Source organism: Janthinobacterium sp. KBS0711, assembly GCF_000988085.1.
GTDB classification, from domain to species: Bacteria; Pseudomonadota; Gammaproteobacteria; order Burkholderiales; family Burkholderiaceae_D; genus Janthinobacterium; species Janthinobacterium lividum_E.
The window spans coordinates 738,327-754,366 of record NZ_LBCO01000024.1; the positions used below are offsets into that span (position 1 = coordinate 738,327).

General features: G+C 64.0%; 13 protein-coding genes. 5 read left to right on the plus strand and 8 right to left on the minus strand.

The features are described 5' to 3' along the window. Window positions 1-11: 11 nt before the first annotated feature. Complete coding sequence (locus tag VM94_RS15925; RefSeq protein WP_046684277.1) at window positions 12-1,454, minus strand: IgA Peptidase M64; 1,443 nt, start codon at window positions 1,452-1,454, stop codon at window positions 12-14. Between the two features lie 210 nt (window positions 1,455-1,664). Here VM94_RS15925 and VM94_RS15930 point away from each other — a divergent pair, with 210 nt between their 5' ends. Both VM94_RS15930 and VM94_RS15935 read left to right on the plus strand, forming a co-directional pair. Next, the gene (locus tag VM94_RS15930; protein ID WP_046684278.1) at window positions 1,665-2,267 is read left to right on the plus strand and encodes a TetR/AcrR family transcriptional regulator; all 603 of its coding nucleotides are present in this window, start codon (window positions 1,665-1,667) and stop codon (window positions 2,265-2,267) included. 8 nt (window positions 2,268-2,275) lie between these two features. Beyond that, the gene (locus tag VM94_RS15935) at window positions 2,276-3,490 is read left to right on the plus strand and encodes a DUF418 domain-containing protein (RefSeq protein ID WP_235432923.1); all 1,215 of its coding nucleotides are present in this window, start codon (window positions 2,276-2,278) and stop codon (window positions 3,488-3,490) included. On the opposite strand, the gene VM94_RS15940 is transcribed toward VM94_RS15935, so the two are convergent. The 3 genes from VM94_RS15940 to VM94_RS15950 all read right to left on the minus strand — a co-directional run bounded on the left by VM94_RS15940 (window position 3,481) and on the right by VM94_RS15950 (window position 8,729). Beyond that, a complete protein-coding gene (locus VM94_RS15940; protein WP_046684279.1) occupies window positions 3,481-4,734 on the minus strand; it encodes a cyanophycinase in 1,254 nt (417 codons plus the stop codon). The two genes, VM94_RS15935 and VM94_RS15940, sit on opposite strands and share 10 nt — an antisense overlap. Window positions 4,735-4,896: 162 nt before the next feature. Further along, complete coding sequence (locus VM94_RS15945; RefSeq protein ID WP_046684280.1) at window positions 4,897-7,695, minus strand: TonB-dependent receptor; 2,799 nt, start codon at window positions 7,693-7,695, stop codon at window positions 4,897-4,899. 32 nt (window positions 7,696-7,727) lie between these two features. Further along, entirely contained in the window at window positions 7,728-8,729 is a 1,002-nt protein-coding gene (locus VM94_RS15950) for a MurR/RpiR family transcriptional regulator (protein ID WP_052755784.1), read from the minus strand. Between the two features lie 199 nt (window positions 8,730-8,928). On the opposite strand from VM94_RS15950, the gene VM94_RS15955 reads away from it, so the two are divergent. After that, complete coding sequence (locus tag VM94_RS15955) at window positions 8,929-10,065, plus strand: succinylglutamate desuccinylase/aspartoacylase family protein (protein WP_046684281.1); 1,137 nt, start codon at window positions 8,929-8,931, stop codon at window positions 10,063-10,065. A gap of 9 nt (window positions 10,066-10,074) precedes the next feature. After that, a complete protein-coding gene (locus tag VM94_RS15960; protein WP_046684282.1) occupies window positions 10,075-11,463 on the plus strand; it encodes a YfcC family protein in 1,389 nt (462 codons plus the stop codon). Between the two features lie 40 nt (window positions 11,464-11,503). Here VM94_RS15960 and VM94_RS15965 read toward each other — a convergent pair whose 3' ends face one another. The 3 genes from VM94_RS15965 to VM94_RS15975 form a co-directional block, all read right to left on the minus strand. Next, window positions 11,504-12,709, minus strand: coding sequence for an alpha/beta hydrolase family protein (locus tag VM94_RS15965; protein WP_052755785.1), 1,206 nt, complete (start codon window positions 12,707-12,709; stop codon window positions 11,504-11,506). Between the two features lie 154 nt (window positions 12,710-12,863). Beyond that, window positions 12,864-13,289 carry a GNAT family N-acetyltransferase gene (locus VM94_RS15970; protein ID WP_046684284.1) on the minus strand — a complete coding sequence of 142 codons (426 nt, stop codon included), beginning with the start codon at window positions 13,287-13,289 and terminating at the stop codon, window positions 12,864-12,866. A 155-nt stretch (window positions 13,290-13,444) separates the two neighbouring features. Continuing rightward, window positions 13,445-13,651: a hypothetical protein gene (locus VM94_RS15975; protein WP_046684285.1), complete on the minus strand. Its 207-nt coding sequence runs from the start codon at window positions 13,649-13,651 to the stop codon at window positions 13,445-13,447. Between the two features lie 265 nt (window positions 13,652-13,916). Between VM94_RS15975 and argH the strand changes: the two genes are divergently transcribed. Then, complete coding sequence (gene argH, locus VM94_RS15980; RefSeq protein ID WP_046684286.1) at window positions 13,917-15,314, plus strand: argininosuccinate lyase; 1,398 nt, start codon at window positions 13,917-13,919, stop codon at window positions 15,312-15,314. 51 nt (window positions 15,315-15,365) lie between these two features. On the opposite strand, the gene VM94_RS15985 is transcribed toward argH, so the two are convergent. Next, a complete protein-coding gene (locus VM94_RS15985; protein ID WP_046684287.1) occupies window positions 15,366-16,022 on the minus strand; it encodes a hypothetical protein in 657 nt (218 codons plus the stop codon). Window positions 16,023-16,040 lie beyond the last annotated feature (18 nt).

Here is a 16,040-nt window from a genome sequence, read left to right on the forward strand (position 1 = left end):
ACAGAGCAGCCTTATTCCTCCGCCACCGGGGCGGCACGCGAATACAGGTCGATGATGGTGCTGATGCCGTCCTGGCATACGGAGCAGAACGTCTCGCTGCGATCGAACATGATGCATTGCATTTCGGGCCGGTAGTAGCCGGACGACTCGTAGTGGGCGCCTTCGAAGGCACCCACCGCATGGCGCTGCGGCGCCTTCGAGAACAGCTGCTGCGTGTACGCCAGGTCGGCCTTGAACAAGCCGCTCATCTCGCTTTCCGGGCGGTTGGCCGCGCGCAGGGCCGCGCGCTGTTTCTGGTATTCGCGCGCATGGCTGTCGTACGCTTCCTTCGGCCATGGCGTCGGCAGCGGCGTACCCGCCGTCACATGGCTCTTCCATTTCAGCTTGGCCGGATCGCGCAGCGCCGTGGCGTTCGGCTCCCACGGTTCCTGGCGTTCACCATTCGACTGATAGGCCACGGGCGAAGTGTAGTACTCGTCGGCCAGACCGGCGAAATGGTGGCCGAATTCATGCACGAACAGGTAATTGGCCCAGTCATTGTTCGCCGCCGCCGTGCTGAACTGGCCGAAGATGCCGCCGCCGCCGTAGGTATCGTTATTGACGAGGATTTCGATGAATTCGTACGGCGCGTACTGCGCAAGGTCGCGCAGCGCGCGGTTGTCCGTCGTCAGCACATAACGCTCGCTGCCGAAGATGTCGTAGCGCGTGCCCAGTGGCGAAGCGTGGTGTACGCCCGTCGATGGGCGCGACACGCCCGACTCCTGCGTCGGCGCGACCATGGCCCATACATTGAAGTCATTGGCCCGCTCGCGGAACGGCGACACCGTGAAAAGATGCTCGGCCAGCTTGCGCGCCGTCGCTTCGAACTTGCCCATTTCCGCCGCCGTATAGCCGTCGCCCATGATCAAGAGGTCGACCTTGCCGGACGATGGACCGCTGATGCGGATCGGGATCGGCTTGACGGGCGCCGGCGGCTGCTTGCGGATCACGTCCTGCGCGGCAGGATCGACGTCCGTGCTCCACACAATGGAAAACAGGCCGCGCTCGTCGCGCTTGAGGATGCGCACGCGTACGGGCTGCTCGGGCTGCGGGAAGCGCACGGACTCCTGGAAGGCGCGCGTGGTGGTTTTCGCTTCATCCGTACTGGCCCACTCGCCGAAGATGGTGGAAAAACCGCGCGAGTACAGCACCTTTCCCGACTTGATGTCGACCACTTCCAGCATATTGTTGCCACGGTTGCTGTCGTCGATGGGACGCGCCAGGTTGCCCGCCCATGGCAGGGGCTCGACCAGCACGCGCTCGACCGCATAATGCTCGCCCAGCGCATTGCCGCTGTGCTGGTAATCGAGACGCATGGTGGCCGGCTGGGCGGCACTGGCTGCTTGCGCGGCAGGGACGATGCCGGCGGCCAGCGCCAGCGCGCAGAGGAAGGATCGAATCGGGGTCTGCTGCATGTCATTCCTAAAACGGTAGAAAAACAGGTAAAGGGATCGGTTTTCCAAACAATCGGCGGGCCTGCCGCTAGGCGCGGGAAAAACCGCTGCGGCACATTGTAGCGACAGGAAGCAGGCGTGCAAAGCGGCCATTTCACGCGATTTGCTTGACCCGGCAAGGCAATCGGCTTATATTAGATTGACCAGTCTACTAATTAAAAGGGTAAGCCCATGCGCACCATCGACCCCGACAAACACGCGGCCCGCCGCGACGCCATTCTCGCCGCTGCGCGCCACTGCTTCGCGCGCAAGGGCTTTCACCAGACCAGCACCGCCGCCATCTGTGCGCAGGCGGGCATGAGTCCCGGTAACCTGTTTCATTACTTCCCCACCAAGCAAGCGATCATCGCCGCCATCGTCGACCAGGAAGGCAGCGAGACGGCAGCCTATTTCGCCGGCGTCCAAGGCAGCGCCGATGCCTACGGCGCCCTGCTCGACTTCATGGACCTGGTGCTGGCGCTGGCGGCCGACGCGGATTTTGCGGGACTGGCGCTGGACATCGCGGCCGAAGCGATGCGCGACACGGACATCGCGGCCAGGGTGGCGCGCAACGACGCCAGCCTGCGCGACGGTCTGCAAACCTTGCTGGAAGAAGCGGCCGCGCAGGGCCAGACGGACGCCACGCTGGACGCCGCGCAAACGGCCAGCTGGATCGCCGCGCTGATCGACGGCATCTTCAACCGGGTCGCCGTCGATCCCGATTACGCGCCGCTGGCGCAGCAGGCCAGCCTGCGTCTGTTACTGGCGCGCTTCCTGCGCCCTGCTTTGACATGAGCGCCACCATGAGCAGCTCACTGAGTACGCCGCCCGCGCGCATCGCCGACGTCGACGCCCTGCGCGGCTGCGCCCTGTTCGGCATTTTGGTCGTCAACATCGGCGCCTTCGCCACGCCCTGGTTCGGCCTGGGCTTGACCGATCCCGCCTTTCACGGCAGCGTGGACCGCGCCACGCACTTTCTCGTCGCCCTCCTGTTCGAGACCAAGTTCTACCTGCTGTTTTCCTTTTTGTTCGGCTACAGCTTCACCCTGCAGATGCAGGCGGCCGCGCGCGCCGGTGCGCCGTTCGTACCGCGCATGCTGCGCCGTCAAGCGGGCCTGTGGGGGATAGGCGCCCTGCATGCCGTTCTCCTGTTTCATGGCGACATACTGACCACCTACGCCGTGCTGGGCATCGTGCTGCTGGCGCTGCACCGCTGCGGCGAACGCCAGGCACTGTCGCTGGCGTTGATGCTCGTCGCCGTCTGCGTGGCGTTCTGGGCAGGCATGGCATGGCTGCAAAGCCTGCAGCCGGCAGGCGACGCCGCGGACAACGCCGTGGCGATGGCGCAAAAGGCGGCAAGTGCGCTGGCCGCCTACCGCGCCACGCCGGCCGCCGTCGTCCATCAGCACCTGCGCGAACTCAGTGACATCTGGCTCGTCCTGCTGCTAGTGCAGGCGCCGTGTGCGCTGGCCATGTTCCTGTGCGGCCTGGTCGCCGGCAAGCGCGAAATGCTGCTGCACGCGAGCGACTATCTGCCGCTGCGCCGCCGCCTGCTGCGGGCCGGCGCACTGGTGGGCCTGCCCGGCGCCGCCTTCTATGCGTGGACCTCCGTGTATGGCGACAGCCAGGCATGGCAGGTGGCGGGACTGGCCGTGGGCCTGGCCACCGCGCCGCTGCTGGCGGGCGCCTACCTTTCGCTGGCGCTGGCCCTGTTCGAGCGCCTGCGCGACGGCGCGCTGTTTGCGCTGCTGGCCGATACGGGCCGCATGGCCCTGTCGAACTACCTGCTGCAGTCGGCCATCTGCGCCGTGCTGTTCCTTGCATACGGCGCGCGGTTGATGGGCAGCGTCTCGCCGCTGGGCGCCCTGGCGCTGGCCGCCGTCATCTTTGGCGTGCAGCTGCCTTTGAGCCGCTGGTGGCTGCGCGGCCACGCTTATGGCCCCGTCGAATGGCTGCTGCGGGCCCTGACGATCGCCGCGTGGCCGCGCTGGCGGCGCCAGCGCGCCGCTTACTTGTAGCGGTACAGCGGCTGGCGCAGCTGGATCGGGCGGATGTCGAGGCGCAACTTCAGCACGGAATACGCTTCCGCCTCGGTCGAGCTGTAGCCGACGCTGTTGACGGTTTTACTGAAGCGGAATTCGAAGCCCAGGTCCGGGTACGGGTCGCGCGGATTGCCAAAGGCGATGCCGATGGCTTCCTGCTGCGCGTTGTCGATCAAATTGCCCATCAGGTCGAGCACGGCGTTGTTGCCGAGGATATCGTTGGTAAACACGGGTTCGCGCATGTCGGGCTGATTCGGATCGAGCTTGTTGTCTGCCTTGTCCGGTGACGGCGTAAACACGCGCGTAACGAGGTTGAATTTGTCGCCCCGGTCCAGATAGCTGATGGCCGCATTACTGATATTGAAATTTTTCACGCCACGGTCGCTGATGGCGCCAGACAGGTCGATCAGCAGCGCGCCGCTATAGCCAATGACTTCCACGTCGCGCATGGCGTCGACCACCATGGCGCTGTTTTCATCGATGCCCAGTCCCAGGTGATAGCCTTTTTTCAGCATCACGGGAATCATGCGGGCAAAACGTCCACGCACCAGCAGATGCTGGTCCACAAAAACGTCGCTGCCGATGAAGCCCAGGCCCGGCGCGATCTCGCGGCCATCCGTCACGCCCATCTTGAGCATGTCGAGCACGGGTTTGGCGTCGTAGAACATGGTCGTGCTCATGATGGCCGCGCCGGCGCTGGAACCGGCGATCACGCCGCCGTTGCGGTAGACCGACCAGATGGCTTCCAGCGCGGCCGTGCGGCTGCCGTCCGGGCGCAGCAAGGCTTGCGTGATGCGTCCCTGGTCGCCGCCGGCAAAGTAGATGCCGGTGGCCGACTTGATCTGCGTGACGATGGCGGGGTCTTCGGCCGCCTTGCGGTAATCGCGATTGGCTAGCTTGACGGCCAGGGGCACGAAAAAGGCGTCGGCGCCATATTGATTGAGTTTCCTGATGATGCTTTCACCGGATTTTTCCGGGTTCATCGCGGCCGACGCCAGCACGGCAATGCGCGCGCCCGGCCCGCCCGACAGCTTGACGATACGTTGCCAGACTTCGGCATTGTCGGCGCGCAGGCCGCCGCCGATGATGACGAGGGTGCCCTGCGGCGCGCTGCCGATGGCGCTGCCGGCCGGCGCCGCCACGGCATGGACGCTGCACAATGCCAGCACGAACAGCAGCGCGGCGCGGAAGGTGTGATACAGGCTTGAAGATGATTTCATGGTGCCTTTCGAATACAAGGAAAGTGGCGCGCACTTGTCGATACAGGCGCGCGCCCTTGCTGCCAAAACTGCTGTTTGCAACCCAACTCCACCGAATGACGATACTACCTGCCGCAGATGACGGCGTTGTTGCGGTATCTCCGCGCTGCTATGTAAAACCGCTTACTTGAAGCTGTAATTGGCGCTTGCATAGAAACGCCGGCCGCGCGGGTCCGTGTAGCTGGGGTCATAGCCGGACAGGAAAAAGTAGGCCTGGTTCGAGTACGGCGGGCTGGTATTGAACAGATTTTGTATCCCGGCGCGCAGCTTGAACTGCTGGCTGACCGCATAAGCCGCCGACATGTCCCACAAGGTGTACGCCTTCACCCGGTTCGGTTTGACGACGCTGCCGTCGTCCGTGTTGATGGCCGAGTTCTGGTCAGCGTAGCCGCTCGAATAGGTGTTCGACAGGCTGGCCGAATACGGGCCGTTGTCCCAATCGAGGGTGATCGTGTGGCGCCAGCGCTGCACCACGCCATCCGTGACGAAGCGATTGAGATTGCTGACAAAGGTGTCACCAGGGCTGGTCTGGATTTTCGAGTCCAGCACATAGGTGCCGCTCAGGTGCCCGCCAAAGCGTCCCCATGCCGTTTTCACGCCATGCAGGTCGGCCGTGATATCGATGCCCGAGGCTTTTTGCGCGCCGCGGTTTTCCTTGCGCAGCTCGATGTAGTCGATCTCATTATCCTCGTTGCGGTGTACGAGATCGCCATATTTGGCCAGGTTGCCCAGGATGATGTCGTCGCCGATTTCGCTGATCAGGTCCGTGCGCTTGATGTTCCAGTAATCGACGCTGAAGGTCCAGTGCTGGCTCGGTTCGAGTACCAGGCCGGCCGAAAACTGGCGGCTGCGTTCCGGTTTCAGCTTGTCGTTGCTGTAGCGGCGCGTGTCCCAGTTCTGCGCGCAATCGGCATAATTGTTTTCCACGGTGGCGCACAGCACGGGATCGGGCAAGGTCGCCGTACTGCTGTAGACGGTGGGACGGTGCAGGTCCGACATGGACGGCGCGCGGAAGCCCTTGCCGGCGGAGGCCCGCAGCAGCACCTGCTTGCTGGGCATGTAGGTCAGGCCCACCTTGGGACTGAGGGCGCCGCCCACCTGCTCGTAATGGTCGTAGCGGCCAGACAACTGCGCCTGCCATTGCCTGGTAAACGGCAGCAGCAATTCGCCGTAGACGGCTTGTACATTGCGGCTGTCGCTGGTGCCCTTGCCGCCTTCCGGCGCCGCATCGTTGTTGATGTTGTCGCTCATCAGCAATGCCGATGGACGGAACTCGGTGCGTTCGCGCCGCACTTCGCCGCCCACGGCCAGCGCCATGTCGCCCCCGCCCATGGCCATCAGCGCGCGCGAGGCCTTGAAGTCCACGCCATCCATGGTGCCGCGCGCATGGCGCACCTCGTCGTCGATCTGGATGCTGTCGAGCAGCGCCCGGCCTTTTGCGCCGGAGGGCCCGAACGGGTTGATGTCGCCGGCGGCGATCCCTTCGATCAGCTTGTCGTACAGGACGTAGCCATGCGTATCGCGGTCCTTGACGACGTTGACGCTGTGATTGAAGCCCACGTCGTAATCCCAGCCGGCGAGCGTGCCGGTGGCGCCCACCACGAAGCGCTGGCTTTCGCTGGTCAGCTGGCTGGTGCGCATGCCCGCCTCGTTCAGGCGCATGCGCAGCTCCAGTTCACGCTCCACCTGCTTGCCATCGTCATCGAGCAGCGTATCGAAGCCCGCATTGGCCAGCTGCGGCACCTTGCTGTAATCAAGAAAACCGGTCACGCGCGCCGACGAGCCCACGTAATGGCTGCGCGAGCGGCTCAGCGCCACTTCCGCGTACAGCTGGTGATCGTTATTCAGTTTCAGCACGCCGCGCGTGAGCAGATTCTGCTTGTCCGTCTTCGGATACAGCTCCGTGTCGCCCATGTAGTCGTAGGTGCAGGCATCGACGCCACCCGTGCCCGCCGGCAGGTACAGATTGGCCGGCGGCGCGCAGTTCGGGATACCAAAATTGATCTGGCGGTTGGTGATCTGCTGGCCATTGAGCAGGAAACCATTGTCCTGCAGGTGATCGCGCTGGGCGCTGGACAGACGGATATTCGCCGGGCTGGTAAAGTTCGACAGCAAATGCCCGAGGCGCTGCGGAATCTGCAGGTTCGGGATGAACTTGCGCTGCGAGGAGCGCAGGCGGTCCGTTTTTTGCAGGTCGACCACGGCAAAGATATTGTAGCCATCCGTGGCCAGGTCGCCCGTGCCGGCCGTGATGCTGGCCGTGCGTTTGCCCGCGCCGCCTTCATCGGTGCGGCTGCCATAGACGTTCAGCTCCACGCCCTGGTAATCCTTGCGCGTAATGAAATTGATGACGCCGCCGATGGCGTCCGTGCCGTACAGGGCCGAAGCGCCGTCGAGCAGCACTTCCACGCGCTGCAGGGCGGCGGCGGGAACGTTATTCAAGTCCACGCCCGCATCGTCGCCGGGCGAGGCAAAGTTGGCCATGCGCCGGCCATTGAGCAGCACCAGGGTCGACGAGGTGCCCACGCCGCGCAGGTTGGCGCTGTTGAAGCCGCGCTGGTCGCCGCCCACGTTGATGCTGGCGCCGTCCGTCAGGCCGCCCACGTTGGCCGACACGCGCGCCATCAGCTCGGCCGCCGTCGTCACGCCCGCCTTTTCGATCTCGGCGCGCGTGATGATCTGCACGGGCAGCGCCGTCTCCGACTCCAGGCGCTTGATGGCCGAACCCGTGATCTCCACACGCTGCATTTTTTTCGGCGCAGGTTCGCCATCCTGCGCCTGCGCCTGCTCTTGTGCCTGCGCGCCGCCGGCCAGCATGCCCAGCGCCGCCGACACGCTCAAGGCGCCCAGCGCGAGGCGCACGCCTTGCGCCAGCACCGACTCGCGCGGCAAGGAGCCGCCCTCCTGTCTTTTCATTTGCATTGTCATTCTCCCCGGATGTTGATGCCTGACTTTTATAATGATTTTGCGGCTGCCTTGCGTTGTTTTGAAGCTGCTTTGCGCGTCCCCTGCATGCCATGTTCACCGCCATACAGATAGGCGGCGATGACTTCGCTCAAGCGGGCCGCTTTTTCTACGTTCTTCCTGTTCGATACCATCAGCGCCACGGCCAGCGCCTCGATCATGGCCAGGGCCGTGCTGGCGCTGCTGGGCAGGACGGGATGCGTGCTTTGCGCGTACAGCGCGTGGTCGGCAAGTTCGGCCAGGGGCGACGCGGGCGAGTCGGTGAGCGCCACGATGCAGGCGCCGCGGTCGCGCGCGAAGCTGGCCAGGCCGATGCAGTCGAGCGTGTAACGGGGGAACGAGATCACTACCAGCACGTCGTGCGCCGTCAGGTTGACCAGGTGGCCGGCCGCCACTTCCGAGCCGCCGATACCCACCACTTCCACCACGTGCGGGCAAAACGGCTGCAGATGCTGCACCAGCATGCCGGCCAGGTTGGCCGACAGGCCAAAACCCATCACATACACCACCTTGGCGCGCGTCAGGCGGCGCACCACGGCCTGCATGGCAGGCGGCGACAGGGCGTCGGAGGTGGCGGCGATGTTCGCGGCCGCATATTCCAGGCTTTCCGTGATGGGCGAGGTGGCGCGCGCACGCCGTTCTATCGTGCGGCGCAGTTTGTCGACCGGCTGCAACAGCGATTGCAGGGTTTCGGCCATGGCGCCGCGCATGGCCGAATAATTCTTCTGGCCGATATCGCGCGCGAAGCGGCTGATGGTGGCCGTCGATACCTGGCAGCTGTCGGCCAGCTCCTCGATGCCCAGCGCCGTCACGCGCATCTGGTTGCGCAGCAGGTAATCGGCGATCTGCCGCTGCGACGCCGAGCCGCTGGTCAGCACGTGCATCAGCGCCTGCCCCAGCGGCGATTGCGCGAACGCGGCATCGGGCGACGCCAGCGTGGTGGCAAATGGCGTGGGGGCGCTGCTTCTGGCAGGACTGGCGGATGCTCTCATATCACTGGCGGCCTGTATTCTTGGACACTGCGGATCACTGGCGGAAGGCGAAATCGGGTCGCTGGAACTTACTGTACTCATATCAAAAAGAAAACTCAACAAATATTTGTAAAAGGATTTTCATTGATTTACTTCGTGAAAATATTGCTACATAATCGACCGGAATCCATCAACCATGCACCTTTTCGGGGCACCCACCATGCACGTACAACAGCATCCCATCTCCACCGCGCACGCCAGCATGCCCTGCCAATTGAGCAGCTTCCACTTCGGCACTGCGGCCGCCACTAGCCGCAGCGGAAAGAAGGTGTACATCCAGGCGGCCCTGCACGCGGACGAGGTGCCGGGCATGCTGGTGTCGCAATTCCTGCGCCGCGAACTGCTGGTGCTGGAGGCGGCCGGCAAGATCCACGGCGAAATCATCCTGGTGCCGGCCGCCAACCCGATCGGCCTGGCGCAAGCAATCCATGGCGCGCCGTTCGGCCGCTTCGACCTGACCACCGGCATCAACTTCAATCGCGCCTACCGCCACGTGGCCGATGAACTGAAAACTACGCTGGCGGACAAACTGGGACAGGATGCGCAAGTCAATGTGGCGCTGATACGCGAGCACGCGCGCGCCGCCGTCGCCGCCTGGCGGTCGGGCACGGATGCGGAAACCCTGAAGAAAACCCTGCTGGGCATGGCCATCGACGCCGACATCGTGCTCGACCTGCACTGCGATAACGAGGCGGCCCTGCACATCTATACGGGCACGCCGCTGGCGGCGCAGATCGCGCCCCTGTCCGCTCTCTTGGGCGCGCGCGCCGTGCTGCTGGAACTGGCGGCCGGCGAAGAGCCGTTCGACGAAGCCTGCAGCCGGTTATGGTGGGATCTCGACGCGCACTTCGGCGGACGCTATCCGATTCCCGCCGCCTGCCTGTCGACCACCGTCGAATTGCGCGGCGAAGTGGAAGTGAGCTACGCCCTGGCCGAACGCGACGCTACCGCCCTGCTGCGCTTTCTCGCCATCGAGGGCGTGCTGGAGATAGCCGGCGCCGGCGACGACCTGCCCGCGCCGCAATGCCAGCCGACGCCGCTGGCCGGCGTGGAACCGATCCTCGCGCCGCATCACGGCGTGCTGGTGTACCTGCGCGAAATGGGCGACGTTCTGGCCGCCGGCGACGCGGTGGCCGACCTGATCGACCCCGTCAGCGGCGAGACGACGACCTTGCGCTGCACCGTGGCCGGCGTCTTTTTTGCGCGCAGCGCCCACCGCCACGTCTTGCGCGGCATGAACGTCGGCAAGGTGGCCGGCGCCGTCGCCTACCGCGGCGGCAGCCTGCTGAGCCAATAAGTGACACCCATGAGAAAATTCAAGCTCCCCAATACCTTCGTCCTGCTGTGCGCCATCCTGGCCATGATCGCCGTGGCCACGTGGCTGGTGCCGGGCGGGAAATTCGACACGCAGCTGGTGAACGGCAAGCAGCTGATCATCCCCGGCACGTTTCATTACGTCGACAACAAGCCGCAGGGCCTCGCCGCGCTGATGATGGCGCCCATCAAGGGCTTCGTCGACGCCAGCCTGATCATCGGCTTCGTGCTGATCGTCGGCGGCGCCTTCGCCGTGCTGCAAAAAACGGAAGCCTTCGATGCGCTGATCAAGGCCATCGCCAAGGCGCACACCAGTTCGCGCTTCGTGCGCGCCGCCATCATCCCCGTCTTTTTCACCATGTTCTCGCTGGGCGGCGCCACTTTCGGCATGAACGAGGAAGCGATTCCCTTTATCCTGATCTTCGTGCCGCTGGCCCTGGCCCTGGGCTATGACACCATCACGGGAGTGTCGATTCCCTTCATCGGCTCGCAGGTGGGCTTTTCCGCCGCCTTTTTGAATCCGTTCAACGTCGGCATCGCGCAGGGCATCGCGGGCGTGCCGATCTTTTCCGGCATCGGCTACCGCCTGATCGTGTGGGCCATCGCCACGGCGGTCAGCATCGTGTTCCTGATGTGGTACGCGGCGCGCATCAAGCGCCATCCGGAAAAAAGTCCGACCTACCTGCTCGATATCGAGAAGCGCAGCGAGCACTCGATGGACCTGGACAGCTTTGCCGGCATGACGCGCACGCACCGCGCCGTGCTGTGGATTTTCATGGCGACCCTGTTGACGATGGTCGTCGGCGTCGTCAAGTACGACTGGTTCATCGATGAAATCGCCGCCCTGTTCCTGGTGATGGCCATCATCGTCGGCCTGGTCGGCCGGCTCGACATGGACAACCTGGTGGCGTCCTTCGTGCAGGGCGCGCGCGACATGGTCAGCGTGGCGCTCGTCATCGCGCTGGCGCGCGGCACCATGATCCTGGCGCGCGACGCGCAGATCATCGACACCATACTGCATGCGCTCACACCCCTGGTGGCCTCGTCCAGCCCCGTCTTCGCCGCGCAAAAGATGTTCTTCATGCAGTCGGTGATCAACTTCTTCATCCACTCGGGCAGCGGCCAGGCGGCGCTCACCATGCCCATCATGGCGCCGCTGGCCGACCTCGTGGGCGTGACGCGCCAGACCGCCATACTGGCCTTCCAGTTCGGCGAATTCACCACGCCGATGATCCCCACTTCCGGCATCACCGTCGGCGTGCTGGCGCTGGCGCGCGTGCCCTGGATTACCTGGGCCAAGTGGATGATCCCGCTGCAGCTGATTTACCTGGTGCTGGCGTTGCTGCTATTGATACCACCGTGCCTGATGCACTGGCAATAAAAAAAAGCCACGACGATGCACGGTCGCCGTGGCTTTTGCTTCATTTGCGATATGCCTGTCCGTAATTTCCCTGGACCCGGCCCTTTGCCCAGTCGGCCATCAGGTCGTAAAACCCGGGCGTGATGACGGTGGGCTTGCGCGTGCCATCCGGTGCCTGGGCGTAGCTGCACATGCCGTGATCGGTCTGCGGGAAAAGATAGATCGAAATGGCCTGGCCCTGGCCGCGCAACGCCGTCAAGCGCTCCACGGTGACGGCCGGCGGGGCCTGGCGGTCCTCCTCTGCCAGTGCCCACAACTGCGGTACCGTCACCTGGCGCAAGACCTGCACGGGATCTTGCGACCAGTCGACGCCAAGCTTGTCGAACTGCGGCACGCCATGGTTGCGCAGTTCCTCGACGGGCATGCCCAGCAACACGCCCGTGTAGCCACCCTTGATGAGGACAAACCACGGTTCCTTGCCAAACTGCTGCTGGAATACCGACAAGTCGTCCAGGCCGTCCTTGTAGCCGGATTTCACCAGCCGCGCCGTAATATCCGTCGCGCCACGGGCCTTGGCGACAATGTCATCGCCGTAACCGCGCTCCCGCATTTCCCTGGCAACCTGCGCCGCATCCTGCTCCGCGATATCGACCGCCAGACCATAGCCGATACCGATGAAGTCGGCCTTGGCGCGTGCCTGCGCCAGCGGGACAATCCAGCCGCCCTGGCTGACGCCTAACAGACCGAAACGGCCGTGGCGGCCTTGCGCCAGCCGCCTGGCTTCACGCGACGCGGCCACCAGGTCATCGGCCAGGCGCGGGAAATTCTGCGTGTACTCCCCCTCGGACAGACCGCTGCCGCGCTTGTCGTACACGAACACCGACACACCGCGGCCGACCATCTGGTAAGGATCGCGCGCGCGGTCTATCCAGCCGCTGCCTTCGGAGCCATGGGCATACACGACCAGCGGCGTGTCCTTGCCTGCTCCCGGCGCTTCCATCAAGCGGCCGGCGAGCATAACGCCATGCGACTCGAAGCGCGTATCCGATTCGAGCAATGCCACTTTCGGCCAGCGCTCCCTGCGGCCGACAAGCAGCTCGTCCTTGCCGCATGCGACCAGGGCGCCCGCATCCTGTGTGTTGCCGACCGTCCCGTCGCTGAAGGTGTAGCCGTATCCCTTGCCCCCTTTCGTCAGGGAGACGAAGGTCGCCTGATCCTTGCGAAATATCCCCGTCTCGCAAGGCGCCGGGCTGAATGCCTCCGGCATGGGTGCGCCAGTCGCCGTCATTGAAACGGCAAGGAGAGGCCAAAGGAAGGAGGATGTCATGGAATCAGGGTCCGATAGTGGGCTGTCGCGTTGTTGATCAAGAAAATCGGGATATCAGAGCAAGACCGGGGCCACGCGCAAACCGCGCCAGCTGTCAACGCTGGTATATGTCCGGGAAATACCGCTCCATCAGCGTCCCCGGCCTGAGCGGCGCCGTAAAGCCGTAGCGTCCATACAAATCATGCGCCGTGCTAGTGGCCAGCATGAAGCGGCGCAGGCCCTGCAAGTCGGGATGCTCCATCACGGCCTCCATCAGGCGTTTGCTGTAACCGCGGCCGCGGTATTCTTCCAGCACATACACATCGACCAGATAGGCAAACGTGGCGTAGTCGCTGACCACGCGGGCGAACGCCATCTGGCGGCCGTCGATATAGCCGCCCACGCAGAGCGAATGCTCGATGGCGCGCTGCACGGTGGCCAGCGGGATGCCGATGGCCCATGTCGATTGGGTACTGAGAAAATGATGGATGGCTGGAACGTCGAGTTCTGCCTTGTCGCTGCTGATATTCAAATGTGGCATCGCACTGTCCGCCTGTCGTGAAAACATATGATCATCGGCGATTTGCGCGCTGCTGTCATCCGGGCTGGCTAGGACCGGAGGCGCCGCCCGTCCCGACTGCCGGTGATGGTATCCGGCCTGCTGCTACTGATCATGCCGGCGTTACGCCGCCACGCTTACAGCGCGGCTTTTTCTTCGGCGCTCAAACGCTTGGCGCTGACATACACGGTGTGCATGGTGGCTTGGTCGGCGCTGGCGGCGAGGGCGGCGGAAGCGGCTGGCGCGGCGCGGAACTTCGGCACGGCGGCGGTGGCCAGGCTGGTGGCGGCGGCAACGGCGATGATGGCAACGAAGATGGCTTCCATGTTTTTAGCGATGTTCATGATGGTGTCCTTTGGGTGGCTGGTTGTGTGCTGCGATGATTGAACTGTAGGCCGATCGCCCCTGAACTGCCATCGGATTGCGACCAAACGCACGATACGCGGGACAGAATACAAAAAGCCCGGATGAAACGCGTAACAGGCCATCGCCGCGGCATTTGACGCTTGCCAGCCCCATTCCTGGCCATTTCAGCGCCCTGCAAGCCCCTAAAAGCCCTACCGCCGGCCAACCTTGTTTATAATCGCCCTACACTAAAGGACTTCTTTCATGACTGATCAATTCTCCAAAAAGGGCGAAGCCTGGTCGGCCCGGTTTTCCGAACCGGTCTCGGACCTCGTCAAGCGCTACACAGCTTCTGTATTTTTTGACAAGCGCCTGGCGCTGTTCGACATCGAAGGTTCGCTGGCCCATGCGGAAATGCTGCATGCGCAAGCCATCATCAGCCCGGCCGACTACGCGGAAATCCAGCGCGGCATGGCGCAAATCTCGCAGGAAATCGCCGCCGGCCAGTTCGAATGGCTGCTGGACCTGGAAGATGTCCACCTGAATATTGAAAAACGCCTGACCGAACTGGTAGGCGATGCGGGCAAGCGCTTGCACACGGGCCGTTCGCGCAACGACCAGGTGGCGACCGATATCCGTCTGTACGTGCGTTCCGCCATCGATGACATCACCGCCCTGCTGGCGACGTTCCGCAGCGCGCTGACGGACCTGGCCGAGCAGCATGCCGACACCATCATGCCGGGCTTTACCCACATGCAGGTGGCCCAGCCGATCACCTTCGGCCACCACATGCTGGCGTATGTCGAAATGTTCGGCCGCGACGCCGAGCGCATGGCCGACTGCCGCAAGCGCGTCAACCGCCTGCCGCTGGGCGCCGCCGCCCTGGCCGGCACCACCTTCCCCATCGACCGCCTGCGCGTGGCAAAAACGCTGGGCTTCGACGACGTGTGCCACAACTCGCTCGACGCCGTCTCGGACCGCGACTTCGCCATCGAATTTTGCGCCGCCTCCGCCGTGCTGATGATGCACGTGTCGCGCATGGCCGAAGAACTGGTGATCTGGATGAGCCCACGTATCGGCTTCATCGACATCGCCGACCGCTTCTGCACCGGCTCGTCGATCATGCCGCAAAAGAAAAACCCGGACGTACCGGAACTGGCGCGTGGCAAGACGGGCCGCGTCTACGGTCACCTGATTGGTCTGTTGACCCTGATGAAAGGCCAGCCGCTGGCCTACAACAAGGACAACCAGGAAGACAAGGAACCGCTGTTCGACACCGTCGACACCGTCATCGACACCTTGCGCATCTTCGCCGACATGGCTGGCGGCATCACGGTGAAACCGGAAGCGATGCGCGCGGCCGCCCTACAGGGCTACGCCACGGCGACCGACCTGGCCGACTACCTGGTCAAGAAGGGCTTGCCGTTCCGCGACGCGCATGAAGCGGTGGCCCTGGCCGTGCGCGCCTGCGTTGACGCCGGCTGCGACCTGGCCGACCTGTCGCTCGAGCAGCTGCGCGCGTTTTCCCCGTTGACGGACGAAGACGTGTTTGCCGTGCTGACCCTGGAAGGCTCCGTTGCTGCGCGCGACCACGTGGGCGGCACCGCGCCACGCCAGGTACGCGCCGCGATCGCCCGCGTGCGTACGCAGCTGGAAAAATAAACGGGCTGCGTCCCGCCAGCGCCCCGCTGCAGCGATGCAGCGGGGCGTTTTTCATTGCGCGACGATTTTCGACAGCACGGAAAAAGCCGCCCCCGTCTGCGACGCCTCCAGCAGCAAGGTCAGCTCCGTATACGTGCAGATGATGTTGATCAGGTTGATCCGCTCCCAGGCCAGGCGCTTGAGGATGGCGTGATACACGCCCGGCGTATAGCAGGTTTCGGGCGCCAGGTGCAAGGTCACGGCCGTCACCCGCTCCAGGCGCGCCAGTTCCTGCTCTTCGCCGAACACCTCTTCCACCAGCGCATGCAGCGAACGGCTGCAGATCACCATCACCTCGTTGACGCCGCGTGTGACGGTAATGAAGGTGCCGCGCTGGGGTGCCGCCAGCGCCAGCAACTGGCGCTGGCAGTCATAGGTCTGGTCTGAATAGCGGTAGGTAAAAATCATCAATTCGCTGCGCGTGGACAGTTCGCCCGCGCGGTGCGCCAGCATGATCTCGCCGCTTTTCTGCTGCGGCATGCGTTCGGCCAGGCGGCGCAGCGCCATCACCACGGCGGCCTGCCCCACCGGCTTCCACAAGTCGGTCTGCAATTGCGGCTGCAGCTGGCGCGCCAGTTCCGACAGGTTCAGCAAGCCACGGCCCAATCCCTCGCTGAGAAAGGCCGATTCCATCACGATCTGTTCCACTTTGGTCGCTATCGAAAGCATAGTTCTTCGGGCCGGTGA